The following is a 23,323-nucleotide window of genomic DNA, read 5'->3' as shown; positions in this document are numbered from 1 at the left end:
CTTTACAATTCTCCATTTAGCCCCGATCCATCCGCGCTCTGACCAACATAGATGCGCGCTTGTGCTCCGGCGTTCCGGGGACAAGCTTACTGGAGTAGTAGTCGAGCATCAGATCCTTGTCCTCGAGCGTCTCACCATTAGAATCCGCGAACTCGGAAAAAATCTGTCGGCATTCCTCGTCGGTCACCTTCGCATAGTTGCGCTCGGTGATGGCTTCGTTCTCGTGGCCACCGTTGTGAGACCAAGCTTTTCGTTGTCGCCAGTTGGTACAGTGATTGTCCCTTCGCAGAAACACATTGTGGCGCGCGGAGTGCGGATTGAAGTAGGGGAGTCTTGCTGCCTCACTGGCCCGTCGAAACGCCAACTCAATGCTGCTGGAGGTGGCCCAGGGCTCTATTGATGTCCGGCCCTCAATGTACCAGCGAGACACACGGTGAAGGTCCTTGTCTGGCGGGAACAAGGCATCGTCAGGAGTCGCACCAAGGCTCTTTAGCTTCTGGATCCACTCGACCAGCTTCTGTTCGAAAATCGGGTCGCCGGGAAAGAAAAAGGTGGTTTGCGTCTTGCTGTTCTTGACCCGAATCTCGGTTGCGACTTGATAGGCGCAGCGCTTTTCAAGATCGATATGCTTGACCCTGAGAGAGGCGGTTGCATTGGCACGTGTACCCAAGAGGAACGAAGTCGCGACAATCGCCTGGTCTCGCAGTTCGACAAGTGATTTGTCGGACATCGATGAAACGAGCCGCACAGCCTCTTCATCGGTCGGGTAGATCCTCGGTTTGGGCTTGCTCGCGCGTGCAGTGTCGGCTTTGGACAATCTAATGTAGTCCGGCAAGGACCTCGATAGGATTTCCATTCCGACCTGCAGGATCAGCCATTCGAGAAACCGGCGAATGTGCGAAGCGCGATGTGCCACAGTGGATAGGCTTAAGCGGTCCGTTCCAGAGGCAGTCAAGCGCCGGCGAAGTTCAGTGCGGTAACGGTCGATATCCTCGATGGTGTAGCGACGAAAGTCTTTTTGACCGAGGAATGTTTCAAGTTCGCGAACAGCCAGCATGATCGCATCGGTCGTCTTCCGGTTGAATTGCCGGCAATAGATGATCAGGTCATATTTGAGACGCTCATTGTTTTGGTTCCAGACAGGCTCCGAAAGAGCAGACTGATTCCCAATTTCAGCCGGGAACTGTGCTGTATATTCGTCTATCGAGTCTCGGTTGAATTTGGAATCTGCGGCTCGTCCGATCTTATCGCATTCGGTTTCACTGATGATCCGGGACAGCTTTCCGCTGCAGTCCGGACACACAGCCATGGCGAGAGGAAAACGCTTCCGGCCTGCAATTGAACGCTCCACAATTTGTATTGTCTGGGGATCCGGGAGCACAAAGGCTTTGCACCTCAAGCAATTGAATTCGCCCGGTCCTCGCGCACGGTTACGTGACTTCATCCGATCCTTGTAGAACCGAATGAGCTCCGAGCCGGCAAACAGCAACGGCACACTCGGACCGATCGGCCGCAATCCTTGTTTGATGTGATTGCTCACCGTGTTCCGGCAGATGCCCAGTTCATTCATAATATCGATGACGCCGTAGACGTAGTTTGCCTTGAAGCAGTGCCACCAGGATGACCGCTTCATTTGGTTCGCCGCAGCTCCGCTTCGTATGCGAGCAGTTCCTCTAACACCCAACGGGTGGCACCACTGCCCAATCTTACGGGTTTGGGAAAATCAGGTAGCTCATCACTCCAGCGCCAGATGGTAGAGGGTGCAACGTCATAGCGAGCCGATACATGTTTGACGGTCAGAAAGTGGCCTGGCCCTCCGGCACCTGAGTACTGTTCGGACTTGGGCAGTGGTTTTGCCGAGTTGCCAGTTCCTGCTGATGTTTTTCCACTGCCTGACGGCGAGGTTTTCGAGCGCTCCAAAGCGGGCGCAGTAGGGCCATCGTTTGTTGGCGATATCGGATCTACCGCCTCTCGCACGGATACACCCGGCGACGCCTGCTTCGCAGAAGTGAAGAGATCGGCTTGTTTGATTTCGGGCACATTCCGATGTGACATGACTAGTCACCCCCAGCTTGAGGAGAAGAACTAGCAACGTCATGTGCTGGGCCCAAAAAGCGGCGACTCGTCGCAATTCGTCAAGTGCCGTTTCATAATATCTCAAAACGGCTCAATGGAACTCTGTCTTAAGGCCCATCGAAATGTGGGGCTGAGTGTGGGGCCAGAAAGGGAGGTCGATATTTATCTGTTAAATATCAATATGTTGACGGATTTTATGGCGGAGAGAGAGGGATTCGAACCCTCGAGACGGTTACCCGCCTACACACTTTCCAGGCGTGCGCCTTCGACCACTCGGCCACCTCTCCGCATATCCGTCTGACGGGCAAGTACCCGGCCATGCCGCCCGCTGTCAAGGCGGCCGCCCTGCCGCGGTTCCTGATGTGGAAGCATCAAAATTCCCGGTCCGGATCGGGCGGCACTATAGCCAAGACGCCTTGCTTGGCAACCGCTATTTGACCGTTTCGGTGACATTAATCCGGCCGGACCGAGCGGCTGTGGCCAAGTTGCCATTGCATGAAAGTTTTCAGGCCTCTATGTCACGGGTCTGGCTTGCCATGCCGGCTTGTGGTGTGATTGCGGCAAAGCTGCCTGACCGGAGGAACAAATGCGATTTGTCGCACGGGTGCTGAGCTTGATTTTGCTGGTGTTTGCGGTGCTGGCCGGGTTGGTCGACGCCATTCAGTCGGTCGCCGCGGGCGAACTGGTGCTGACGCCGCTGATCGCGACCTGGACCGCCAACAGCCCCGATACGCTGGCGTTCCTGCTGGATCTGCAGGCCCGATATCTGCAGGCCGCGGTTTGGGACACCATCGTGCAGTGGATCATGGCGCAACCGGCGTGCGCGGTGTTCCTGCTGTTCTCGCTGCTGTTTTATCTTGCCGGCTATCGCCGGACCAGGCCTGCGGGCCGGTTCGCGGCCTGACCGCAGCAGGCCTGCCTGCCAGGCTGGAATGCCGGCACGGCAAAGCCAGGATCGGCGTGGCTGTTGCACCCGGCGCCGCCATTGCATACTCCTGCTTGATGTGACCAAGCCGGACCGTCGCATCGGATCAATGCGGAACCGATGAAGACGGACGGGCTGGCAGAGGATGAGCCATGTTTCTTGTCGAGATGTTCCAGCGCAAGACCACCATGCCTGATGCCGCCGAAGCGCTCGCCGGGCGGGCCGAGCCGATCGAGACCGCAGCCACGCATGCCGTCAACGGCCGGTCCTTGAAGCCACCGTTTGCCGATGGCCTCGAGACTGCCTATTTCGCCATGGGCCGGTTTGCCAGCGCCGAGCAGCTGTTCTGGCCCTTGCCCGGCGTCCATGTCACCGCCGCCGGCTATGCGGGTGGTTTTACCCCCAACCCCACCTACCAGGAGGTTCTCTCGAGCCTGACCGGCCACACCCAGACGGTGATGGTTGTCTTCGATCCGTCCCTCATCGGCTATGACGCACTGCTGCAGGTGTTTTTCGAACGGCATGATCCGACCCAGCCCATGCGCCAGGGCAATGACATCGGCACCTTTTTCCGCTCGGCGATTTTCACCACGAGTGACAGACAGCTGACGCAAGCCGGGCAGGCCAGGGATGCCTACCAGGCCGCCCTCGGGCAGGCCGGCCACACCGGCAAGATCGTCACCGGCATCGCCCCAGTCGAGGCGTTTTATTATGCCGAGGCCAGCCACCAGCAGCATGCGGCGCGAAATCCCGGCGCCCAGCCGGTCGCCAAGGGCACCGGTGTCCGCTTCCCCGCGGCCGGCTGACAGGCGGCTGCTCTGCCGGTCATGAAGCTGACGCAAGGTGAGGTTGCGTTATCTCGGGGCGACGAAAATCGGCGTTGGATTTTTGACAAAAGCCATGCAAGGATATGCGCTTCCGGCCGTCAACGGCTGGCAGTTTCCGCAGGTCTGCCCAACCGGGCATGCGGGAGGAACAAACAAGATCAACAAGTAACCTACAGGGCTGCACATCATGAAACGCACGCTTTTGAGCTTCCTCGCTATGGCCGCCATGTCGGCGACCGCCATGGCCGCCGACATCAAGCCGGCAATCATTTACGACCTTGGCGGCAAATTCGACAAATCCTTCAATGAGGCTGCCTATGGTGGCGCCGAGAAGTTCAAGACCGAAACCGGTATCGACTACCGTGATTTCGAGATCGCCAACGATGCCCAGCGCGAGCAGGCGCTCCGCCGCTTTGCCAAGGACGGCAACAACCCGATCGTCATGGCCGGCTTCTCCTGGGCGGCTGCCCTTGAAAAGGTCGCTGACGAGTATCCGGACACGGATTTCGCCATCATCGACATGGTCGTCGACAAGCCGAATGTCCGTTCGGTTGTCTACAAGGAGCAGGAAGGTTCCTACCTCGTCGGCGTGATGGCCGCTCTCGCCTCCAAGACCGGCACGGTCAGCTTCGTCGGCGGCATGGATATCCCGCTGATCCGCAAGTTCGCCTGCGGCTACAAGGGTGGCGTACTGGCCACCAATGCCGACGCCAAGGTGCTTGAAGCCATGACCGGCACAACGCCGGATGCCTGGAACGACCCGGTCAAGGGTGGCGAGATCACCAAGTCGCAGATCGACCAGGGTTCGGATGTCATCTACGCGGCAGCAGGCGGCACCGGCATCGGTGTGATGCAGGCCGCAGCTGACGCCGGCAAGCTCGGAATCGGCGTCGATTCCAACCAGAACGGCCTGCAGCCCGGCAAGGTTCTGACCTCGATGGTCAAGCGCGTCGATGTTGCTGTCTACAAGGCCTTCATGGATGCCAAGAACGACCAGTTCACCTACGGCTTCAGCTCGCTCGGCCTGGCCGAGGATGGCGTTGATTACGCCATGGACGAGAACAACGCACCGCTGGTCTCCGACGAGATGAAGGCTGCGGTCGAAGCCGCAAAGGCCGACATCATCGCCGGCAAGATCAATGTCCACGATTACATGTCGGACAACAACTGCCCTTACTGAGGCAGGTAACGGCCTTCGGGTCAGATCAACACTCGAAGCGGCCGGGCAACAACTTGCCCGGCCGTTTTGTTGCGTGCAGGGCTGCGCCCGAGCTATAGCCGGCAAGAGACCAAACAGGGATACTTCAAAATGGCCGAAATCCGCACCCACAAGGGCGACATCTCTGAAAAGGCAATGGCGCGCTACACCGGCGACATCGCCATCGACACCGAGACCCTGGGGCTGGTCCCGCGCCGCGACCGGCTCTGCGTCGTGCAGCTGTCGCCGGGCGACGGCAGCGCCGACGTGATCCAGATCGCGGCTGGCCAGAAGCGGGCGCCCAACCTGGTGGCGCTGCTGAAAGACCGCAAGAAACGCAAGCTGTTCCACTACGGCCGCTTTGACATCGCGGTGCTCTACAATGCCTTCGGCGTCACCGCCACGCCGGTGTTCTGCACCAAGATCGCCTCCCGGCTCACCCGCACCTACACCGACCGCCATGGCCTCAAGGACGTGACCAAGGAGCTGCTCGAGATCGACCTGTCCAAGCAGCAGCAATCCTCCGACTGGGCCGCCGAGACCCTGAGCAAGGCGCAGCTCGACTATGCCGCGTCCGACGTGCTGCATCTGCATGCGCTGACCGAGAAGCTGACCGAACGGCTGGTGCGCGACGGGCGCGAGGCCCACGCCAAGGCCTGCTTCGAATTCCTGCCGACCCGCGCCAAGCTGGATCTCCTGGGCTGGGACGAAACCGACATTTTTGCCCATAGCTGAGCGGCAATGCCGAGACATGCGAAAGCAACGCCGCGCGAAAAACGCCGGGGTGTGAGCTTGCATTCCGGAGGGCCGCCCGCGGGCTTTGCCTTGTGAAAAATGAACAAACGGTGGCGCGGCTCGCGCGCGGCCCGAGTATCGCCGGATGATGTCCACATCCGACAGGCAGTTGCGTGCCGCATCCTGCCGCCCGGACATGGGCGGCGATCAGCGACGGGTGGCTTCGTCCGGCACGAACTGGGCCTTGCGTTGACGATCCGGGTACGCCCGGGCGACGGCGCCTGAACGCCACGCCCGTCCCGCATCCGCAAGGCGGCCCGCCACAGGCCCGTCTCCACCCTTGCCCTGACAGCCGGCCGGCGCTGGCCGGACACAAGGGGCAAGGATGGCTCCGGTGGCTGGCTTGGCCCGGCGCCCTGTCGGACGCCAAAGCTGCCAGCGGAACCCGCCGGTGCACCGCCTCCTCTATCGTCCTGCCGCACGTTACGGCAAGCCCCCGGAGGCCTTCCCCCCGCCTGGACCGACACGTTCGCGGGCCCATCCGGCAGCGGGAGTGCTGCAATGATGGCACGGGGTTTGGAGGGTGGGGACAAAATGATGGGCGGATTTGGTGAGATTGTACGACGCACACCCTTTCCCCCTCGGCGAGGGAGGATGCGAATTTCAGCACCTTAGCTTTAGCTAAGTCATAGTTTTTACAAGAGAGGGGGACGGTTTCAGTGCGCGGAACTTCCCCCTCACCAGAAAAAATCTATGACTTGGCGCTAGGCGTATAGCTTTATTTCGGAATAGTCGTGCTGCTGTAGAGCAAGAGCCGCGTCATAATGCGCCTGTAGGCTAAGCCACGTATCAACCCCCATCCCGAAAAGCTTATCGAGGCGATGTGCCGTATCGGCTGTGACAGAGCGGTTTCCAGCCACTATCTCAGATATCCGATTTGCGGGCACGCCAATCATGGTCGCGACTTTACGAGCAGACAGACCATATGGCTTCATAAACTCTTCAAGGAGCATTTCGCCGGGGTGTGTCGGCAGTCGATTTGTAGGTAAGCGCATCGCCGTAACCTCCTAGTGGTAGTCTGTTATCTCGACCAGCGAGGCTAATCCGTTTTCAAATCGAAAACATATCCTGTACTGATCATTTATCCATATGGCCCATTGGCCTAAGCGGTCTTTTGTCAGCGGGTGTAGCTTATTGCCGGGCGGGCTTCTTAGCTGTTCGACCGAACTAACGCTGTTAATCTGATCGAGTTTGCGCCTCGCTGTTCTACAGATACCGGGTTGCAAGCCTTTGACGGGATCGCCGTTAAACACAGCCTCAGTTTCTGCATTGGCAAATGACACAATCATACGTGATACGTATCACGTACTGAACATCTCGTCAATTATTTTCCCTTCGCCTGGAAAATCCAGGACTTGGCGCTGCGCACCAAGACCATGATTTTTTTGTCCTCTCCCACAAGGGGAGAGGGGGAAGGCCGGCCCATCAAAAAACCCGCCGGATCGCTCCGGCGGGTTTCGTTTGTCTGACGTCAGATCCGGGAAGGATCAGTCGTCGCTGTTCTGCTTCTTCAGGGCTGCGCCGAGAATGTCGCCGAGCGATGCGCCCGAGTCGGACGAACCGAACTGTGCAACTGCCTGCTTCTCTTCGGCGATTTCCAGCGCCTTGATCGACAGACCGACCTTGCGGTCCTTCTTGGAGAAGCTGGTGACGCGGGCATCGACCGTCTGGCCGACCGAGAAACGCTCTGGGCGCTGCTCGTCACGGTCACGCGACAGGTCCGAGCGGCGGATGAACGAAGACAGGTCTTCGTGATCAACCAGAACCACTTCGAGGCCACCGTCGGTGATCGCAGTCACCTTGGCGGAAACGACAGCGTTCTTGCGCAGTTCGCCGGAGGCGGCTGCGTCGCCGATGGAATCCTTGCCAAGCTGCTTGATGCCCAGCGAGATGCGTTCCTTGTCGACATCGACGTCGAGCACGACGGCCTTGACCATGTCGCCCTTGTTGAACTCCTCGATGACCTGTTCGCCTGGACGGTTCCAGTCGAGGTCGGAGAGGTGAACCATGCCGTCGACATCGCCTTCGAGGCCGATGAACAGGCCGAATTCGGTCTTGTTCTTGACTTCGCCTTCGACTTCGGTGCCGGCAGGGTGGCTCTGTGCGAACACTTCCCACGGATTCTCGAGCGTCTGCTTGAGGCCGAGCGAGATGCGGCGCTTGTTCGGGTCGACTTCGAGAACGACAACGTCAACTTCCTGCGTCGTGGACAGGATCTTTCCGGGATGCACGTTCTTCTTGGTCCAGGACATTTCCGAAACGTGGATCAGGCCTTCGATGCCCGGCTCCAGTTCGACGAATGCGCCGTAGTCGGTGATGTTGGTCACGGTACCGGTGATGCGCTTGCCGGCAGGGTACTTGACGCCGATGCCATCCCACGGATCGCTTTCCAGCTGCTTCATGCCCAGCGAGATGCGGTGTGTGTCCTGGTTGATCCGGATGATCTGGACCTTGACGGTCTGGCCGATCGACAGGATCTCGGACGGATGGTTGACGCGGCGCCATGCCATGTCGGTGACGTGCAGCAGGCCATCGATGCCGCCAAGATCAACGAACGCACCGTAATCGGTGATGTTCTTGACCATGCCTTCAACGGTCTGGCCTTCTTCAAGGTTCTGCACGATTTCCGAACGCTGTTCGGCACGGCTCTCTTCGAGAACGGTACGGCGCGAGACAACGATGTTGCCGCGGCGCTTGTCCATTTTCAGGATTTCAAACGGCTGCGGGATGTGCATCAGCGGGGACACGTCGCGGATCGGACGGATGTCGACCTGCGAACGCGGCAGGAATGCCACGGCGCCGTCCAGATCGACGGTGAAGCCGCCCTTGACCTGGTTGAAGATGACACCTTCAACACGCTCCTGCGCGTTGAACTTCTCTTCGAGACGGACCCAGCTTTCCTCGCGGCGAGCCTTCTCGCGCGACAGCATGGCTTCGCCAAGTGCGTTTTCGATGCGCTCGACATAGACTTCGACTTCATCGCCGACCTTGAGCGTGCCGTCCTTGGCCTTTGCGCCGAATTCCTTCAGCGGTACGCGGCCCTCGACCTTGAGACCGACGTCGATGATCGCGACGTCCTTCTCGATGGCCATCACGGTGCCCTTGGCAACATAGCCTTCGGCGAGGTCCTGCGTGGCAAGCGACTCGGCAAACAGGGATGCGAAATCCTCTGTCATGGTTTCAGTGTTAGACATGAATTCTCCTGGCGACCGCGTCGTCATTCTGCGGTCGGATGCGCCTGGTTGGTGTTGGTCGGACCGGCGATGCCTGTCTGTCCCAAACCTTGCATGAGGCGGGACAAGTACGGCGCGGGACAGGCTCGCTGGCGTTAGTTCAACGTCCGAGCGCAGCATCCACAAGACGACGGGCAGCTTCGAACGCGGCTTCTATACCCATTTCGGTGGTATCTAGCAAGTGCGCATCCGCTGCGGGGCGAAGCGGCGAGTCGGACCGTTCGGTGTCGCGGGCGTCGCGTTTTTCAATGTCGGCCAGGATCGAGGCCAGATCGGCCTCTCCGCCATTGCCGGTGATTTCGTCGTAACGCCGTTTGGCGCGCACCGCCGGGCTTGCCGTCACGTAGAACTTGATCAGCGCATCCGGGCAGACAACCGTTCCGATGTCGCGGCCGTCAAGCACGGCCCCCGGCGCGGTTCCTGCAAAGGCGCGTTGCGCTTCCACAAGCGCCCGGCGCACCTTTGGCATCACCGCGACCTTCGAGGCCGCTTCGCCGATATCGTGGGCCGACAGGACCGAGCGGTCGAGGTCCGACAGATCGAGCGCGCGCGCGGTTTGTGCCGCCACCTCCTCGTCATCCAGCGGCAAACCGCGGTCGAGCAGCGCCTTGGCCGTCGCCCGGTAGGTCAGGCCGGTGTCGAGGTGGTTGAGGCCATAGTGCTGACCAAGCCTGCGCGACAGGGTGCCTTTGCCCGCAGCCGCCGGTCCGTCCACGGCAATCACGATGTGGGGAGTTCCAGATGTCATTTTTCGTCCTTGTCTTGCTGCAGGCCACCATAGAGGCCGACCAGCTCGGCCATGTCGCCGTCTCCCTGGCTCACCAGTCCGGCGTGAACCCCGCGCCGGTCCGCTTCGGGCCGGTTCTGGCTGACTTTCCATTTCCCGGTCAACTGGCTGACGCTGATTTCGATGCCGACGATGCCTCGCAATTGCGCTGCCACGAACGCCTCCGGCGCATCGCCGACCTTCCAGGGCGCCGGCCGGCCGGCCTCGTGCCGGTCGGTCAGCTCATTCACCTGCTGGCCAAGCCATTCGGGTCCTTCATGTACCGTCGCGGCTCCGCGCGCCTGCACCATGGCGTAGTTCCATGTCGGCACCACCTTGCCGTGCTCGGCCTTGGAGGCATACCAGGACGGGGTGACATAGGTGTCGGCGCCCTGGAAGACCACCAGCACCTGGGCGCCGTCCTTGATGTGGCGCCATTGCGGGTTTGCCTTCGACACATGGGCGCGCAGCGTCGTGGTGCCATCCGTCACTGAAACGAGGAAGGGCACCGGATTGGCCAGCAGGTCGTCGGCAGAGGTCGAAATCAGCAGGCCCAGCGGATGCGCCTCGATCAGCGCCCGCAGCACGGCCTCGTCGCTTTCGGCAAATTGTGGCGGCAGATACATCAGCACTGCTCCTGTCCCGGAACCGGGATCATGGGCGTTTGAGGCAAGCGGCTTGCCCCGACAATTCAATAAGGCTTGCGCGCGCTCACTTGCGTTCAATCCCGATGGTGACGTCATCAAGGTGCCGGAAGGGCTCGCGGTCAAACAGGGTTTCGTCATCAAGCCAGGCCAGCAGCATGTCGAAGGCATCGACGCCCCAGAACACTTCGTGGCCTGTCTTTGCCGCGCAGACAAGGCTCGGCACGCCAAAGACACCGCACTCGATCGCCCGGTCCGTGTTTGCCCTCAGCGCCGCCTTGGCCGCGTCGTCGCCGGCAAGCTCCACCGCGATCCCGACGGCTTCGGCAAAACCGGCCAGTTCCTCGTCGGTATCGGGCGCGCGGCCTTGCGAGAAGACAAAATCGAAGGCCCGGCGCACTGTTTCCAGATCCGCATCGGCGCCGGCCATCATCCGCAGCGCTTTCAGCGGATTGAATGGATGGCGCGGCGGAAACCGGATATCGACGCCATGCTGCCTGCCGAGGAAAACCGACTGCCGGTAGGTATGAAGCCGCTTGGCGGAAATTTCCGCCGGCCCGCGCTGGCCCCAATGATGCAGAATGGCCCCGAGCAGAACCGGAACCGGCTTCACCGTTACATCGTCCGGCAATTCATCAAGCCGCGCCAGCGCCACATGGGCAAACGGCGAGATCAGGTCGTAGTGAAATTCGAAAGTCCGTTTCATGATTCTGTGATCTCCGCGCCAAGGCCGGCCATAAGGTCCATGAAGTCCGGAAAGCTGGTGGCGATGATCGAGCAGTCATCGACTTGAACCGGGGTCTCGCTGGCAAGGCCCATGACAAGGAAGCTCATGGCAATGCGATGGTCAAGCCAGGTGGCGACAACTGCGTCCCGGGAGGTTGCGCCCAGTCCCTTGCCATCCGGTCGCCCACGCACCGACAGCCAGTCCTTGCCTTCGGTGCAGTCGACTCCGTTGATCTCGAGCCCCCGCGCCACGGCGGCCAGCCGGTCGCTCTCCTTCACCCGCAATTCCTCGAGCCCCTGCATGAGTGTCTCGCCGCTGGCGAAACTCGCGGCGATGGCGAGCACCGGATATTCGTCGATCATCAACGGCGCCCGCTCGGCCGGCACGGTGACGCCCTCGAGTTCGGACGCCCTGACCCTGAGATCGGCGACATCCTCGCCGCCCGCCAGACGCGGATCCAGGATCTCGATGTCGGCCCCCATCTCCTGCAGCGTCAGGATCAGCCCGGTGCGTGTCGGGTTCATCGCCACATTGCGAATGAGAATGTCCGATCCCGGTACGATCAATGCCGCGACCATCGGAAAACCTGCCGAGGAGGGGTCGCCCGGAACATCGATGATCTGTCCGCCAAGCTGGCCGCGGCCTTCAAGCCGGATGATCCGTGCGCCGTCGGCGCCGGTTTCGACATCCAGCGCTGCGCCAAAACCCCTGAGCATTTTTTCGGTGTGATCGCGGGTCAGCACCGGCTCGATCACGGTGGTGATGCCCGGAGTGTTGAGACCCGCCAGCAGAACCGCGGATTTGACCTGGGCCGAGGCCATCGGCACCCGGTAGCTGATCGGGGCCGGCGCGCGCGGGCCGCGCAATGTCACCGGCAGCCGGTCGCCGGCCTCAGCCCGGACCTGTACGCCCATCAGCCGCAACGGCTCGAGAACCCGCCCCATCGGCCGGCCCGACAGCGATGCATCGCCGGTAAATGTCGTGTCGAAATCATAAGGCCCCACCAGTCCCATGGTCAGGCGGCAGCCGGTTCCGGCATTGCCGAAATCAAGCGCGGCCTCGGGAGCAAGCAGGCAGCCATTGCCCACGCCGTTGACGATCCAGGCGTCACCGTTCTTGTGGATGGCGGCGCCCATCGCCTGCATCGCCCGGCCGGTGTTGATCACGTCCTCGCCCTCGAGCAGGCCGGTGATCCGGGTTTCGCCCGCGGCAAGCCCGCCGAGCATCAGCGCCCTGTGGGAGATCGATTTGTCCCCGGGAACCCGGATATCCCCCTTGAGCGCAGGGCTTTTCGTGGCTTTGGCGGGGCGAAGAAGTGCGGTGGCGTGGCCCATGGATGGTTTCCGGCTGATCGGGTCGGGTTGGGCCGGTTTCCGGCGCCTGTGCAGCGTTAACTACCACAGGCCTGCGGGAAGCGTCATCCGGCTTGGTTCATTTTTTCGCGAGAATGGCTTTGACAGCCGGGTTCAACATCATTATGGGGACCGGACCCGCCGAAACGGGAGGCAGGCACTCCAACCTTCGCTCTCCTGCCAGTTCAAGAGGCTTCGACAGTGGCAAAACCGGAACTTGGAACAAAACGCGTTTGCCCCGAAACCGGGCGCAAATTCTATGATCTGAACAAAGATCCAATCGTATCGCCCTATACGGGGAAAGAATATCCGATTTCCTTTTTCGAAGAGACGGCCCAGATCGCCGTGATCGAGAAAGAGGAAGAGGAAGAAGTTGCGGAAGTCGAGGCAGAATCGGCTGACGTGGAAATCGTATCGCTTGAGGAAGCTGACGAGGATGCCAAGAGCACTGGCAAGTCCGACGATCTTCCCGATATCGACGACGATGTCGAAATCGAAGACGACGATGACGATACATTCCTCGCCGATGATGACGATGATGATGACGACGATGTCAGCGACATCATTGGCGTCAATGACGAGGACGACGATTGAGTGAATGAATTCGACCTTTTGCGCTGAAAGCCGCCAGGTTTTTCAAAACTGCAAAAAGGATTGAATTTTCATCTTGATCTTGTGCGGCTGCAGAAGTATGAAGCCGCACCTGCCCACCACGAAAGTGTGGTTGGCAACTCGCGAGGATTGAAGTCTGACATCAATCCTTTGCGTCCCGGGGCCATAGCTCAGCTGGGAGAGCGCCTGCATGGCATGCAGGAGGTCAGCGGTTCGATCCCGCTTGGCTCCACCATTTCCCCACTTTTCCATTTCCGTCGATGCCGCGTCAGGCGCACCTCTGCGCCCGTGCTGTCGTGGTGTTCTGTCGATGCGGCACAACCACAGCCTGAAGTGTTTCCGGCAATGTTTTGATAACCACACCGCGCAAAACTGCGTGCCCGGACGGCATGAATCCGCGGAAATCGGCATTTTTTACCGGAATTGAAGTGTTTTTCCCTCAAGGCTCGGGCCGGACAGAAGCGGGGAAAAAATCATGGATGCTGTGAGCGACAATCGGAACGTGCCACTTTGCATTGATCTCGATGGCACGCTGATCGCCACGGACACGCTTTGGGAAGGGCTGGTCTCGGTGCTGATCCGCAGGCCGTGGCTGTTCTTTGCCGTCATTGCCTGGGCCATCTCCGGCAAGGCCGTGCTCAAGCGCGAGATCGCCGCCCGCTATCAGAGCGAGGGCGGCGACTGGCCTTATCGCGCCGAGGTGCTCGAACGGATCAAGCTTGCGCGCAAGTCCGGGCAGCCTGTCTGGCTGGTCACCGGCGCCGCCGAATCCACCGCCAGGACCATTGCCGACCATCTCGGCCTGTTCGATCGCGTCCTGCATTCCTCCGATACCGAGAACCTCACCTCCCGCCGCAAGCGCGAGCGCCTGGTCTCGTTGTGCGGCGATGGCGGTTTTGACTATGCCGGCAACAGCCGCGACGATCTCGCCGTGTTCGATGCAGCGCGGCGCGCCATCATCGTTGCGCCCGACCGGGCCGCGAGCCGCTGGGGCAACAGCCACGAGGCGGAAGTGCTGCCGCTGGCCGGGGTCTCATCGCTGGCGATCCTCAAATCCATCCGCGTACACCAGTGGCTCAAGAACATCCTGATCGTGGTGCCGCTTGTTCTCAATCACGAATTTGCCAATCTCAGCCTGCTGCTGGCGGCGATTGCGGCGTTCTTCTCGTTCAGCTTCCTGGCCTCGGCAGTCTATATCGTCAACGATATCTCCGATCTTGCCAATGACCGGCAGCATCCCCGCAAGCGGCTGCGCCCGCTGGCCGCAGGCGCGGTGTCGATTCCGGTGGTCAGTGTCACTGCGGTTGCGCTGCTGCTGGCGTCGATGGGCCTGGCGAGCCTGCTGCCGCCAATGTTCTGGGCCGTGCTGGCGCTCTATGCCGTTATCACGACGGTCTACACCTTCGTGCTCAAGCGCAAGCTCCTGGTCGATGTGTTCACCCTTGCGGGCCTCTACACCGTGCGCATCGTCGCAGGTGCTGCGGCAACCGGGGTCGACCTGTCCTTCTGGTTGCTGGCCTTCTCGATCTTCTTTTTCCTCAGCCTGGCGCTGGTCAAGCGCTACGTCGAACTCGACGAGCTCGCCGACGAGTCCGGCACCCAGCTCAAGGGCCGCAGCTATGTCGGCAGCGACAAGGACATGATCGCCCAGGCCGGAATCGCCTCGGCGTTCTCCTCCGCGATGGTTCTTGCGCTCTATGTCGACAGCAAGGAAGTGGCCTCAATGTATCCGCAGCCGGCCCTGCTCTGGCCGCTGTGCCCGTTGATCCTCTACATGCTGCTCAGGATCTGGGTGCTGGCGCGCCGCTCGCAGATGCATGAGGATCCCGTGGTGTTCATCATGCAGGACTGGCGCAGCCAGGTCACCACCATCGCCGGCGCCGGCCTGGTGCTGCTTTCGGCCATCCAGTTGTGACCGGAATGGGATCCGGGTTTGACAGCTGGGGCAGGGTGCAGCGCCGGTCGCGCGCTGCCGCACACCCCTCCGAGTTCGGCAGCAGCGCGCCGGACGGGTTCCTGCCCTTCGGCAATGGCCGCTCCTATGGCGACAGTTGCCACAATGACCGCGGCCGTCTGCTTCCGATGCGGCCCGGAGCCGCCATCAGCGCGTTCGATCCCGATACCGGTATCCTGACCGCCGATGCCGGTGTCCTGCTGTCGGAAATCCTTGCCGCGGTAATGCCGCACGGTTTCTTTCTCGAAGTCACCCCCGGCACCGCGCAGGTGACGCTGGGTGGCGCCATTGCCAACGACGTTCATGGCAAGAACCACCACCGCCGCGGCACCTTTGGCGGCTCTGTCCTTCGTTTTGATCTTCTCGGCAGCGATGGCGAGAGCAGGCTCTGTTCGCCCGATACCAACTCCGACCTGTTCGAGGCCACCATCGGCGGCATGGGGCTGACCGGCATCATCGAGCAGGCGTCCATCCGGTTGATGCGGGTTCCCTCCGCCAATGTGCGCCAGACCGCATTCCGCTTTTCCTCCATCGATGGCTATTTCGATGCGATCGACGAGATCGATGCGGCCCATGAATATTCGGTCGCCTGGATCGACCAGCTTGCCCGTGGCAGCAATCTCGGCCGCGGCGTGTTGATGGCAGGCGATCATGCCGAAGATGGCGGGCCGGCAAAGCCGCCCTCCGCGCCACGGTTGGCGGTTCCGTTCTCACCGCCGGTCAACCTGCTCAATCGCCTGACGCTCAAGGCTTTCAATGCGCTGTATTACGGCCGGGCGCCGAAGCAGCGGCAAACCGGGATCGTGCCCTGGTCGTCCTATTTCCATCCGCTGGATGCGATCACCGGCTGGAACCGGCTTTACGGTCCGCGTGGCCTGTTCCAGCATCAAAGCGTCTACCCGTCGGAAAATGCGCGGGAGATCACCATCGCCCTGATCGAGTGTGCCCAGAAGCATGGTGCGGCGTCTTTCCTGACAGTGCTCAAACGCTTCGGCGATACCCGTTCTCCGGGCCTGATGTCGTTTCCGCGTCCGGGGTTCACCCTGACGCTGGATTTCGCCAATACCGGCGATCAGACATTGCGGATGCTCGATGCGCTCGACGACATCGTCATCAAGGCCGGTGGCGGCCTCAATCCCTACAAGGACCAGCGCATGTCGCCGCGGATGTTCGAAGCCTCGTTTCCGCAGTGGCGGCAAATGGAAACCATGCGCGATCCTGCCCTGATGTCCGACTTCTGGCGCCGCACGGCCATGGTGCTGGGCGAAGAGCAGCCTTCCCGCAGGCAGGCCGCCAGCGCCTGAACGGTTTCTTCCCGCTTGCCACGAAGGTCCGCGCTCAGTAATTGAAGGGCTTGACGTGCCCGGGCCCGATTTGGCCCGCCTCAAACCGCGAAGGACCTCGAATCATGTCCCGCATCTGCATTCTCGGCGCCGGCGCCTGGGGAACCGCGCTTGCCGCAGCCTTCGTCCGGCAAGGCCATGATGTGCGCATGTGGGGCCGCAATTCCGGGACCTGCGACGAGATTTCCCGTCTGCATACGAACAAGGCCTATATCGGTGACGCCCGCCTGCCCGAAAAGCTCCGCGCGACGCCCGATATGGCCGATGCGCTTGAGAAGGCCGACATTGTCCTGTTCGTGGCCCCGGCCCAATCGACCGGCGAGGTCGCCCGTCAGACGGCCGATCACCTGCCCTCCGGGGCACTGCTGATTGCCTGCGCCAAGGGCATCGACAATCGCACCGGCCAGACCCAGAGCGAAGTGATCGCCGCGCAACTGCCCGATCATGTGGTGGGGGTTCTCTCGGGTCCGAGTTTTGCCGATGATGTCGTTCGTGGCTTGCCGACCGCCCTCACGCTTGCCATGCCGGAGCAGGAGATGGCGCAATCGCTGGCGCGGGAACTGTCGGGCGATGCGATCCGGCTTTATGCGTCGGACGATACGGTCGGCGTGCAGATCGGCGGTTCGCTCAAGAATGTGATGGCCATCGCTGTCGGCATTTGCCGTGGCGGCGGCATGGGCGCGAGCGCCGAAGCCGCACTGATCACGAGGGGCTATGCCGAACTGGTGCGGCTGGGTGTGGCGATGGGAGCCCGCGCCGAGACCCTGATGGGGCTCTCGGGCCTGGGCGATCTCGTGTTGACCTGTTCGTCCGAACTGTCGCGCAATTTTTCCTACGGCATTGCCGTCGGACGCGGTCAGGATGTGTCCGGCCTCAGGCTGGCCGAGGGGGTGCATACCGTGTCGATCGCCAATCGGATTGCGGAGCAGCACAATATCTCCTGCCCCGTCATGCACACCGCCGGGCTGGTCCTGTCGGGCGGGATGTCGGCGGAAGAAGCAAGGGCCGCGCTGATGTCGCGCCCTATCAAGAGGGAAAGCCCGCAAACGGCAGACTGACGAAGGAAGCAGGCATTGTTGCGAGGGTTTCAGTTTCGGAACATGCAATCCGTGGAATGAGCGGATTTTTCATTTTTTCCCGTTCTAATGGGCGAATTCAGCAAGACGGCCGTTCGGTCGCGCGAATCGGAGCATTTCATGGTCGCAAGCCATTCCATCACGCCTGTTATCCTGTGCGGCGGCGCAGGATCCCGGCTCTGGCCGATGTCCCGGGACTCCAAGCCGAAGCAGTTTCACCGGCTGGTCAATGACAAGACCCTGCTGACAAACACGCTTGAGCGCGTTGATCACAGGGGCGAAGGCCTGCGCTACCTGCCGACACGGATTGTCGGCGGCATCGCTTTCGAGGCGCTGCTGACCGAGCAGGGCGAAACCAGCAGCGTCGAGGTCGAACGCTACGTGCTCGAACCGCTCATCCGCGACACGGCCGCGGCAATCGCGGCCTCCATTGCCGATCTCGCCGAAACCGATCCTGACCGAATGGTGCTGGTGTTGCCGTCCGACCACCAGATTTCCGACGTGTCCGCCTTTTTCGACGTGGTTCGCACCGGCGCGCAGGCGCTTGCCGAACGCGGCGGCATCATGACCATCGGCATTGCGCCGACGCGGCCCGAGACGCAGTACGGCTATATCGAGCGTGGCGATGGCGACGGCCCGGTCTACGATGTGTCGCGGTTCCGCGAAAAGCCCGATCTCGAGACCGCCGAGAGCTTTCTCTGCTCCGGCCGGTTTTTCTGGAATGCCGGCATCTTCATGTTCCGCGCAGGCGAAATGGGTGCCGAACTTGCCCGACAGCAGCCCGAGGTCTGGGCCCAGGCCAGGCTGGCCGTCGAGCGTGCCGATATCGAGGGCAAATGCTACCGGCTCGATCCGGACGCCTTTGCCGCCAGCCCCAAGATCTCGATCGACTACGCGGTGATGGAGAACGCCTCGCGCATCGGCGTGGTTGCCGCCAGTTTCGACTGGAACGATCTGGGCTCCTGGAACCAGCTGCATGACGGCTCGCCACTCGACGTCAACGGCAATGCCCGCTTCGGCGATGTGCTGACCATCGACGTGCACAACAGCTATCTCCGCTCAGAAGACCGGCTTCTGGCTGTCGCGGGCCTCGACAACATCATCGTTGTCTCGCAGCCCGATGCGCTGCTGATCGTTCATCGCGACAAGTCGCACCTGGTCAAGGACATTGCCGGCCAGGTCAAGAAAACCGGCGAATGGCCGCCGCTCGCCGTGGCGCATTCAGGCAGGGCCGTGCCGTCGCCGCGCGTCATCCGCAAATGGCTGTTCGATACGGCGCTGCCGCTCTGGGCGGGCGTTGGCGTCGACCGGGTGCATGGCGGTGTCCACGAAGCCCTCAATCATGACGGCAGCCCGGCCGATCTCGACTACAAGCGATTGAGGGTCCTGGCCCGGCAGATCTATTGCTTTGCCAATGCCGAACTGCTCGGCTGGGAGGGGGATGCCCGCGAGGTGCTTGAGCACTGCTTCACCACGCTCACCACCACCGGCTGGCATCCCGATGGCGGCTGGATTCACCTCTGGAACCTCGACGGAACGGTGAAAGACCCGCAACGCGATACCTATGACCAGTGCTTTGTGCTGCTGGCGCTGGCCTGGCTGTGGAAGGCGACCAAATGGCCTGAAGCAAGGGTCTGGGCCGAGCGCACCATCAGCTACATGGACGATCACCTGGTCGACCGCGCCAATGGCGGGTTCTACGAATCCAGCTTGCGGCTCGATTACCGCCGCGCCAATCCGCACATGCATTATCTCGAGGCGATGCAGGCCTGGTATGAAGTCACCGGCGAAAGTGCCTTTCTCGATCGCGCCCAGACCGCCGTTGACCTGTTCACAACGGTGTTCTTCAACCCCGAGAACTGGAGCGTGACCGAGCATTTCGAGCGTGACTGGTCGGTGCGTGCGGACAAGCCCTCCCGCGTCGAACCCGGCCACCATTACGAATGGGTCTGGCTGCTTTTGCGCCAGGCGCGCTTCGCCGACCAGCCCGGTCTCAAGGAATATTGCCGCAAGCTCTATGCCACCAGCCATGCCTTCGGCCATGCCCGGGGCACCGACGCGGTCTGCGATTCGATGGCGCCCGACGGCTCCGACATGGTTGGAACGGCCAGGCTCTGGTGTCAGACCGAAGCGCTCAAGGCTGGATTGCTGGCCCGCGCCGAAGGGCTGCCGGGCGACGAGACGCTGTTCATCCGCATGCTCGACGTCATCTTCAACCGCTATCTGACAACGCCCGAGCCGGGCGGCTGGTACGATCAGATCGACCCCAATGGCCGGGTGATCTCGAAGGATATGCCGACAAGCACGTTCTACCACGTGTTCTGCGCGCTGGTGGAGTATCTCAGGCACGAGGAAATGCTGCCCTGAGCGATCAGGTGGGCGGTTCCAGCCTGGCAAATTGCTGACGGGACCGGGCACGTGAGCCGGGTTCAGGAATCAACGGGAGAAAGACGGAAATGGCTGCGAAATTCGGCACAAGCGGGCTTCGCGGCCTCGTCGGGGATCTGACTGACGGCACCGCCGCCGCCCATGCCCGCGCCTTTGCCCGGCATCTCCGGCAGACCGGAATGGCGGACGCCGGAGCGCCGGTCTTCATCGGCCGCGACATGCGTGCCTCCAGTCCGGAGATCTCTGCCCAATGTGCCGCAGCGCTGAATGCCGAAGGTCTCGAACCGGTGGATTGCGGCATGCTGCCAACCCCGGCGCTGGCGCTTTATGCGATGGGCAAGGGAGCCGCGGCGCTGATGATCACCGGCTCGCACATCCCCGATGACCGCAACGGCGTCAAGTTCTACCGGCCCGATGGCGAGATCGACAAAAACGACGAGTTGGCGATCTCCAGCCTCGCGCCCGCATGCAACGAGCCCTTGCCGGTGGCGCAGATCATGCGTGACCGGTCCTCGGAAGCCAACGCAGGTTTCATTGAACGCTACCGCGGCTTTGCCCCCGGCGGGCTTCTCAGCGGCCTGCGTATAGGGCTTTATGAACACAGTTCCGCGGCGAGCGACGCCCTGGCCGCCATTCTGCAGGACGCGGGCGTTGACGTCATCCGGCTTGGCAAATCGAGCGTCTTCATCCCGGTCGATACCGAAGCTGTCTCGCAGGAGACGAGGACGCTGGCCGCCGGCTGGGTGCGCTCGCAAGCGCTTGACGGACTGGTCTCCGCCGATGGCGACGGCGACCGTCCCCTGGTTGTCGACGAGACGGGGCAGGTGCTCAGGGGCGATGCTCTGGGCCTGATTGTTGCCCGCTATCTCGGTGCGGATGCCGTGGTCACGCCGGTGACCTCCAATTCCGGCATCGAAAGCCGTTGCCCGGCCGAGGTCCGCCGCACCAGGGTGGGCTCACCCTTCGTCATTGCCGGGATGAGCGAAGCCCTGGCCGTGGGCCGCCAATGTGTCATCGGCTTTGAAGCCAATGGCGGCGTGCTGACCGGCAATGCGATCAAGGCAGGGGATGCGGAGCTCGCAGCCCTGCCGACGCGCGACAGCGTCTTGCCGATTCTTTGCGCCTTTGCCGCCGCACGTGCCGCCGGACAATCGCTCTCCGCCCATGTCGCAGGCCTGGACCTGCCGGTCGCGGCCAGTGACCGGATCGAGAACTTCCCGACTGCCGTCAGCCAGGCTCTCGTTACCGAGCTGTCAAAGGACGAAGCGGCGCGAAACCGGTTTTTCGAGCCCTTGGGGCAGGTCTCGGGCGTTGACGTTACCGACGGCCTGCGGGTTGCCCTTGAAAGCGGCAAAATCGTGCATCTGCGGCCTTCCGGCAATGCGCCGGAAATGCGGATCTACAGCGAGGCGGCAACTGAAGCCCTGGCGCACGATCTGATCGCCCGCACCCGTGACCGGGTCAGGGCCGTCACCGGCAAAGAGTGAAATTCGAAGGACCGCCAACAATCGAGACTGTGGAGATCGCGGTTGTCATCCCGGGTAACCGAACATCCTGGGCAGCCACAGCACGATTCCCGGAAACAGGATCAGCGCGGCAAGCGCCAGGACCAGGACGCCCAGAAACGCCCAGATCTCGCCGATGATCTCGCGCAGCGGGATCTGCGTCACCGCATTGATGACGAACAGCAGGATGCCGTAGGGCGGGGTGATCAGGCCGATCATGCAGTTGACCACCGCGACAACGCCGAAATGCACCAGGTCAATTCCAAGTTCTTCGCAGGCCGGCAGGAACAGCGGGATGATGACCAGGATGATGGTCGTGGCGTCGAGCACGCAGCCCAGCAGCAGGAACAGCAAGTTGACGCCGATGAGGAAGACCAGCGGAGACACGTCCAGGCCGACCAGCGACTGCGCCACCAGGTTCGGAATGTTTTCCGACGCGACCACGTAATTGAGGATCAGCGCCCCGCCGATCACCAGTCCGACGGCTGCCGAGGAGCGGGCGCTGTCGACCAGGATGCCGTAGAGCGCGCGCAGCGACAGCGCCCGGTAGAACAGGCCCGCCAGCAGCAGCGCATAGGCAGCCGCGACTGCGGCGGCTTCCGTGGGCGTGGTGACGCCGCCATAGATTCCGTAAAGCAGGATCGCCGGCATCAACAGGGCCGGAAAGGCGTTGGCCGTGTGCCGCGGCAGGTCCCGGAGCGGCACCGGCTCCTCGATGGCAAAATTTCGGCGGGTGGAAATGATGCTGTTCATCACCATCAGCACCGCCCCCATCAGCAGTCCGGGAATGATGCCGCCCAAAAACAGGTACCCGATCGAGGTGTTGGACACGAGTGCGTAGAGCACCATCGGGATGGACGGCGGGATGATCGGGCCGATGGTCGCCGACGCCGCGGTGATCGCCGCGGCATAGCCGCGTGGATAATGCCCGCTGCCGGTCATCATGCCGATGATGATCTTGCCGATCCCGGCGGCATCGGCGACGGCCGAGCCCGACATGCCGGAGAAGATCAGCGATGCGACGATGTTGACGTGGCCGAGCCCGCCGCGGAACCGGCCCACTGCGGCCACGCAGAACTGCAGCAGCCGCTCGGAGATCGTTCCGGCATTCATGATGTTGGCGGCGACGATGAACAGCGGCACGGCGAGCAGGATGAAGCTCTGGTAGAGCCCGTCCATCAGCACCTTGCCGGCAATGCCGACGCCCTGGCCGTTGACGCTCAGATAGACAAACGCGGAGATCAGGATGGAATAGGCGACCGGCAGTCCGATCCCAGCCAGAAAGAACAGCGAGAGCAGGCAGAGTGCGAACGGCAGTGTCATGGTTTTGCGGCCCCGTCATGTCCGGGCTGGTCGATATCGGCGCCATGGCGAAACGCGCTGATTGCCCGCCAGCCGTAGCGCATCGCGACGACGATCAGAAACAGGATGTAGATCGAGTAGATGTCGCGCATCCTGACCCAGTCGCCCAGCAGATTGTTCAGTGTCGCCGTCTTCTTCAGCCGCAGGATGAAGAATTTCGACCAGGTCGGCTCCACCGACCACAGCAGTCCCGCGCAGACCGCGGTGCCGCCGATGATCGCAAACCATCTGCGGGTTTTCGGGCTGACGTGACCGTAAATGATGTCGAAGGTGACATGATCGCGTTCGCGCACCACGAAGGCGGCGCCCCAGAACACGATCCATACCCACAGCGCCAGGCAGAATTCCAGGGTCCAGCCATACCGGCTGGGTTCGAGGAACGGGACGGCCTTTGCCAGCCATTCCAGTTTCGCCGAATAACGCACGGCGATCTGCAGCACGAAGGTCAGGAACATGGCGGCCATCATCATGGCCGCCACAAATTCGGTGCCACGCATGAACCATTTGACGAGTGTCTTCATGTCAGGTTCTCCGCGGCTT

20 protein-coding genes and 2 tRNA genes are annotated in these 23,323 nt (G+C 61.8%); 11 read left to right on the top strand and 11 right to left on the bottom strand.

Going from position 1 to position 23,323, the window contains the following annotated elements; genetic code table 11:
• Positions 1-16: 16 nt before the first annotated feature.
• Complete coding sequence (locus WNY80_RS09570; protein WP_342887139.1) at positions 17-1,633, bottom strand: tyrosine-type recombinase/integrase; 1,617 nt, start codon at positions 1,631-1,633, stop codon at positions 17-19.
• A gap of 640 nt (positions 1,634-2,273) precedes the next feature.
• A tRNA-Ser gene (locus WNY80_RS09565) sits at positions 2,274-2,363 on the bottom strand.
• 299 nt (positions 2,364-2,662) lie between these two features.
• Between WNY80_RS09565 and WNY80_RS09560 the strand changes: the two genes are divergently transcribed.
• From WNY80_RS09560 to WNY80_RS09545, 4 genes are all read left to right on the top strand, one after another.
• Positions 2,663-2,980, top strand: coding sequence for a hypothetical protein (locus WNY80_RS09560; RefSeq protein ID WP_342887138.1), 318 nt, complete (start codon positions 2,663-2,665; stop codon positions 2,978-2,980).
• 173 nt (positions 2,981-3,153) lie between these two features.
• Positions 3,154-3,807, top strand: coding sequence for a peptide-methionine (S)-S-oxide reductase MsrA (msrA, locus tag WNY80_RS09555; protein WP_342887137.1), 654 nt, complete (start codon positions 3,154-3,156; stop codon positions 3,805-3,807).
• Positions 3,808-4,015: 208 nt separating this feature from the next.
• A complete protein-coding gene (locus tag WNY80_RS09550) occupies positions 4,016-5,008 on the top strand; it encodes a BMP family ABC transporter substrate-binding protein (RefSeq protein ID WP_342887136.1) in 993 nt (330 codons plus the stop codon).
• 129 nt (positions 5,009-5,137) lie between these two features.
• Positions 5,138-5,761 carry a ribonuclease D gene (locus WNY80_RS09545; RefSeq protein WP_342887135.1) on the top strand — a complete coding sequence of 208 codons (624 nt, stop codon included), beginning with the start codon at positions 5,138-5,140 and terminating at the stop codon, positions 5,759-5,761.
• Positions 5,762-6,525: 764 nt separating this feature from the next.
• Here WNY80_RS09545 and WNY80_RS09540 read toward each other — a convergent pair.
• The 7 genes from WNY80_RS09540 to aroA form a co-directional block, all read right to left on the bottom strand.
• Complete coding sequence (locus tag WNY80_RS09540; RefSeq protein WP_342887134.1) at positions 6,526-6,816, bottom strand: HigA family addiction module antitoxin; 291 nt, start codon at positions 6,814-6,816, stop codon at positions 6,526-6,528.
• 12 nt (positions 6,817-6,828) lie between these two features.
• Entirely contained in the window at positions 6,829-7,110 is a 282-nt protein-coding gene (locus tag WNY80_RS09535) for a type II toxin-antitoxin system RelE/ParE family toxin (RefSeq protein WP_342887133.1), read from the bottom strand.
• A 198-nt stretch (positions 7,111-7,308) separates the two neighbouring features.
• Entirely contained in the window at positions 7,309-9,015 is a 1,707-nt protein-coding gene (gene rpsA / locus WNY80_RS09530; protein WP_342887132.1) for a 30S ribosomal protein S1, read from the bottom strand.
• Positions 9,016-9,154: 139 nt separating this feature from the next.
• Positions 9,155-9,802 carry a (d)CMP kinase gene (cmk, locus tag WNY80_RS09525; protein ID WP_342887131.1) on the bottom strand — a complete coding sequence of 216 codons (648 nt, stop codon included), beginning with the start codon at positions 9,800-9,802 and terminating at the stop codon, positions 9,155-9,157.
• The gene (locus WNY80_RS09520; protein WP_342887130.1) at positions 9,799-10,446 is read right to left on the bottom strand and encodes an FMN-binding negative transcriptional regulator; all 648 of its coding nucleotides are present in this window, start codon (positions 10,444-10,446) and stop codon (positions 9,799-9,801) included. Before WNY80_RS09520 ends, cmk begins: the two co-directional genes overlap by 4 nt.
• Before the next feature lie 85 nt (positions 10,447-10,531).
• Positions 10,532-11,170 (bottom strand): 2-hydroxychromene-2-carboxylate isomerase, encoded by a 639-nt coding sequence (locus WNY80_RS09515; protein WP_342887129.1) that lies wholly within the window; start codon positions 11,168-11,170, stop codon positions 10,532-10,534.
• The gene (gene aroA, locus WNY80_RS09510) at positions 11,167-12,525 is read right to left on the bottom strand and encodes a 3-phosphoshikimate 1-carboxyvinyltransferase (RefSeq protein ID WP_342887128.1); all 1,359 of its coding nucleotides are present in this window, start codon (positions 12,523-12,525) and stop codon (positions 11,167-11,169) included. The genes WNY80_RS09515 and aroA overlap by 4 nt, the downstream gene beginning before the upstream one ends.
• Positions 12,526-12,744: 219 nt before the next feature.
• Between aroA and WNY80_RS09505 the strand changes: the two genes are divergently transcribed.
• The 7 genes from WNY80_RS09505 (at position 12,745) to WNY80_RS09475 (ending at position 21,403) form a co-directional block, all read left to right on the top strand.
• The gene (locus tag WNY80_RS09505) at positions 12,745-13,137 is read left to right on the top strand and encodes a TIGR02300 family protein (RefSeq protein ID WP_342887127.1); all 393 of its coding nucleotides are present in this window, start codon (positions 12,745-12,747) and stop codon (positions 13,135-13,137) included.
• Between the two features lie 177 nt (positions 13,138-13,314).
• Positions 13,315-13,390 (top strand) — tRNA-Ala (locus WNY80_RS09500).
• A gap of 240 nt (positions 13,391-13,630) precedes the next feature.
• Positions 13,631-15,070, top strand: a complete 1,440-nt coding sequence (locus WNY80_RS09495; protein ID WP_342887126.1) for a UbiA family prenyltransferase — start codon at positions 13,631-13,633, stop codon at positions 15,068-15,070.
• 5 nt (positions 15,071-15,075) lie between these two features.
• Positions 15,076-16,413: an FAD-binding oxidoreductase gene (locus WNY80_RS09490; protein ID WP_342887125.1), complete on the top strand. Its 1,338-nt coding sequence runs from the start codon at positions 15,076-15,078 to the stop codon at positions 16,411-16,413.
• Between the two features lie 104 nt (positions 16,414-16,517).
• Positions 16,518-17,510 carry an NAD(P)H-dependent glycerol-3-phosphate dehydrogenase gene (locus tag WNY80_RS09485; protein ID WP_342887124.1) on the top strand — a complete coding sequence of 331 codons (993 nt, stop codon included), beginning with the start codon at positions 16,518-16,520 and terminating at the stop codon, positions 17,508-17,510.
• Positions 17,511-17,648: 138 nt separating this feature from the next.
• Positions 17,649-19,895: an AGE family epimerase/isomerase gene (locus tag WNY80_RS09480; protein ID WP_342887123.1), complete on the top strand. Its 2,247-nt coding sequence runs from the start codon at positions 17,649-17,651 to the stop codon at positions 19,893-19,895.
• Between the two features lie 89 nt (positions 19,896-19,984).
• Positions 19,985-21,403 (top strand): phosphomannomutase, encoded by a 1,419-nt coding sequence (locus WNY80_RS09475; protein WP_342887122.1) that lies wholly within the window; start codon positions 19,985-19,987, stop codon positions 21,401-21,403.
• 45 nt (positions 21,404-21,448) lie between these two features.
• Here the strand turns inward: WNY80_RS09475 and WNY80_RS09470 are convergent, their stop codons facing one another.
• Both WNY80_RS09470 and WNY80_RS09465 read right to left on the bottom strand, forming a co-directional pair.
• Positions 21,449-22,744 carry a TRAP transporter large permease gene (locus WNY80_RS09470; protein ID WP_342887121.1) on the bottom strand — a complete coding sequence of 432 codons (1,296 nt, stop codon included), beginning with the start codon at positions 22,742-22,744 and terminating at the stop codon, positions 21,449-21,451.
• Complete coding sequence (locus WNY80_RS09465; RefSeq protein ID WP_342887120.1) at positions 22,741-23,304, bottom strand: TRAP transporter small permease subunit; 564 nt, start codon at positions 23,302-23,304, stop codon at positions 22,741-22,743. Before WNY80_RS09465 ends, WNY80_RS09470 begins: the two co-directional genes overlap by 4 nt.
• Between the last annotated feature and the right edge of the window lie 19 nt (positions 23,305-23,323).

The sequence above is a fragment of the Hoeflea sp. AS16 genome (genome assembly GCF_038900095.1).
Classification (GTDB): domain Bacteria; phylum Pseudomonadota; class Alphaproteobacteria; order Rhizobiales; family Rhizobiaceae; genus Hoeflea.
This window is presented reverse-complemented; position numbering and strand designations above follow the sequence as displayed.

Bases quoted from the DNA above. Each gene is read 5' to 3' on its own strand.
- WNY80_RS09550 (WP_342887136.1), top strand. From the start codon at position 4,016: ATGAAACGCACGCTTTTGAGCTTCCTCGCTATGGCCGCCATGTCGGCG.
- WNY80_RS09480 (WP_342887123.1), top strand. From the start codon at position 17,649: ATGGTCGCAAGCCATTCCATCACGCCTGTTATCCTGTGCGGCGGCGCA.
- WNY80_RS09560 (WP_342887138.1), top strand. From the start codon at position 2,663: ATGCGATTTGTCGCACGGGTGCTGAGCTTGATTTTGCTGGTGTTTGCG.
- WNY80_RS09535 (WP_342887133.1), bottom strand. From the start codon at position 7,110: ATGATTGTGTCATTTGCCAATGCAGAAACTGAGGCTGTGTTTAACGGC.
- WNY80_RS09490 (WP_342887125.1), top strand. From the start codon at position 15,076: ATGGGATCCGGGTTTGACAGCTGGGGCAGGGTGCAGCGCCGGTCGCGC.
- WNY80_RS09545 (WP_342887135.1), top strand. From the start codon at position 5,138: ATGGCCGAAATCCGCACCCACAAGGGCGACATCTCTGAAAAGGCAATG.
- WNY80_RS09485 (WP_342887124.1), top strand. From the start codon at position 16,518: ATGTCCCGCATCTGCATTCTCGGCGCCGGCGCCTGGGGAACCGCGCTT.
- WNY80_RS09540 (WP_342887134.1), bottom strand. From the start codon at position 6,816: ATGCGCTTACCTACAAATCGACTGCCGACACACCCCGGCGAAATGCTC.
- WNY80_RS09515 (WP_342887129.1), bottom strand. From the start codon at position 11,170: ATGAAACGGACTTTCGAATTTCACTACGACCTGATCTCGCCGTTTGCC.
- WNY80_RS09465 (WP_342887120.1), bottom strand. From the start codon at position 23,304: ATGAAGACACTCGTCAAATGGTTCATGCGTGGCACCGAATTTGTGGCG.
- rpsA (WP_342887132.1), bottom strand. From the start codon at position 9,015: ATGTCTAACACTGAAACCATGACAGAGGATTTCGCATCCCTGTTTGCC.
- WNY80_RS09570 (WP_342887139.1), bottom strand. From the start codon at position 1,633: ATGAAGCGGTCATCCTGGTGGCACTGCTTCAAGGCAAACTACGTCTAC.
- WNY80_RS09475 (WP_342887122.1), top strand. From the start codon at position 19,985: ATGGCTGCGAAATTCGGCACAAGCGGGCTTCGCGGCCTCGTCGGGGAT.
- WNY80_RS09470 (WP_342887121.1), bottom strand. From the start codon at position 22,744: ATGACACTGCCGTTCGCACTCTGCCTGCTCTCGCTGTTCTTTCTGGCT.
- cmk (WP_342887131.1), bottom strand. From the start codon at position 9,802: ATGACATCTGGAACTCCCCACATCGTGATTGCCGTGGACGGACCGGCG.
- WNY80_RS09495 (WP_342887126.1), top strand. From the start codon at position 13,631: ATGGATGCTGTGAGCGACAATCGGAACGTGCCACTTTGCATTGATCTC.
- WNY80_RS09520 (WP_342887130.1), bottom strand. From the start codon at position 10,446: ATGTATCTGCCGCCACAATTTGCCGAAAGCGACGAGGCCGTGCTGCGG.
- msrA (WP_342887137.1), top strand. From the start codon at position 3,154: ATGTTTCTTGTCGAGATGTTCCAGCGCAAGACCACCATGCCTGATGCC.
- aroA (WP_342887128.1), bottom strand. From the start codon at position 12,525: ATGGGCCACGCCACCGCACTTCTTCGCCCCGCCAAAGCCACGAAAAGC.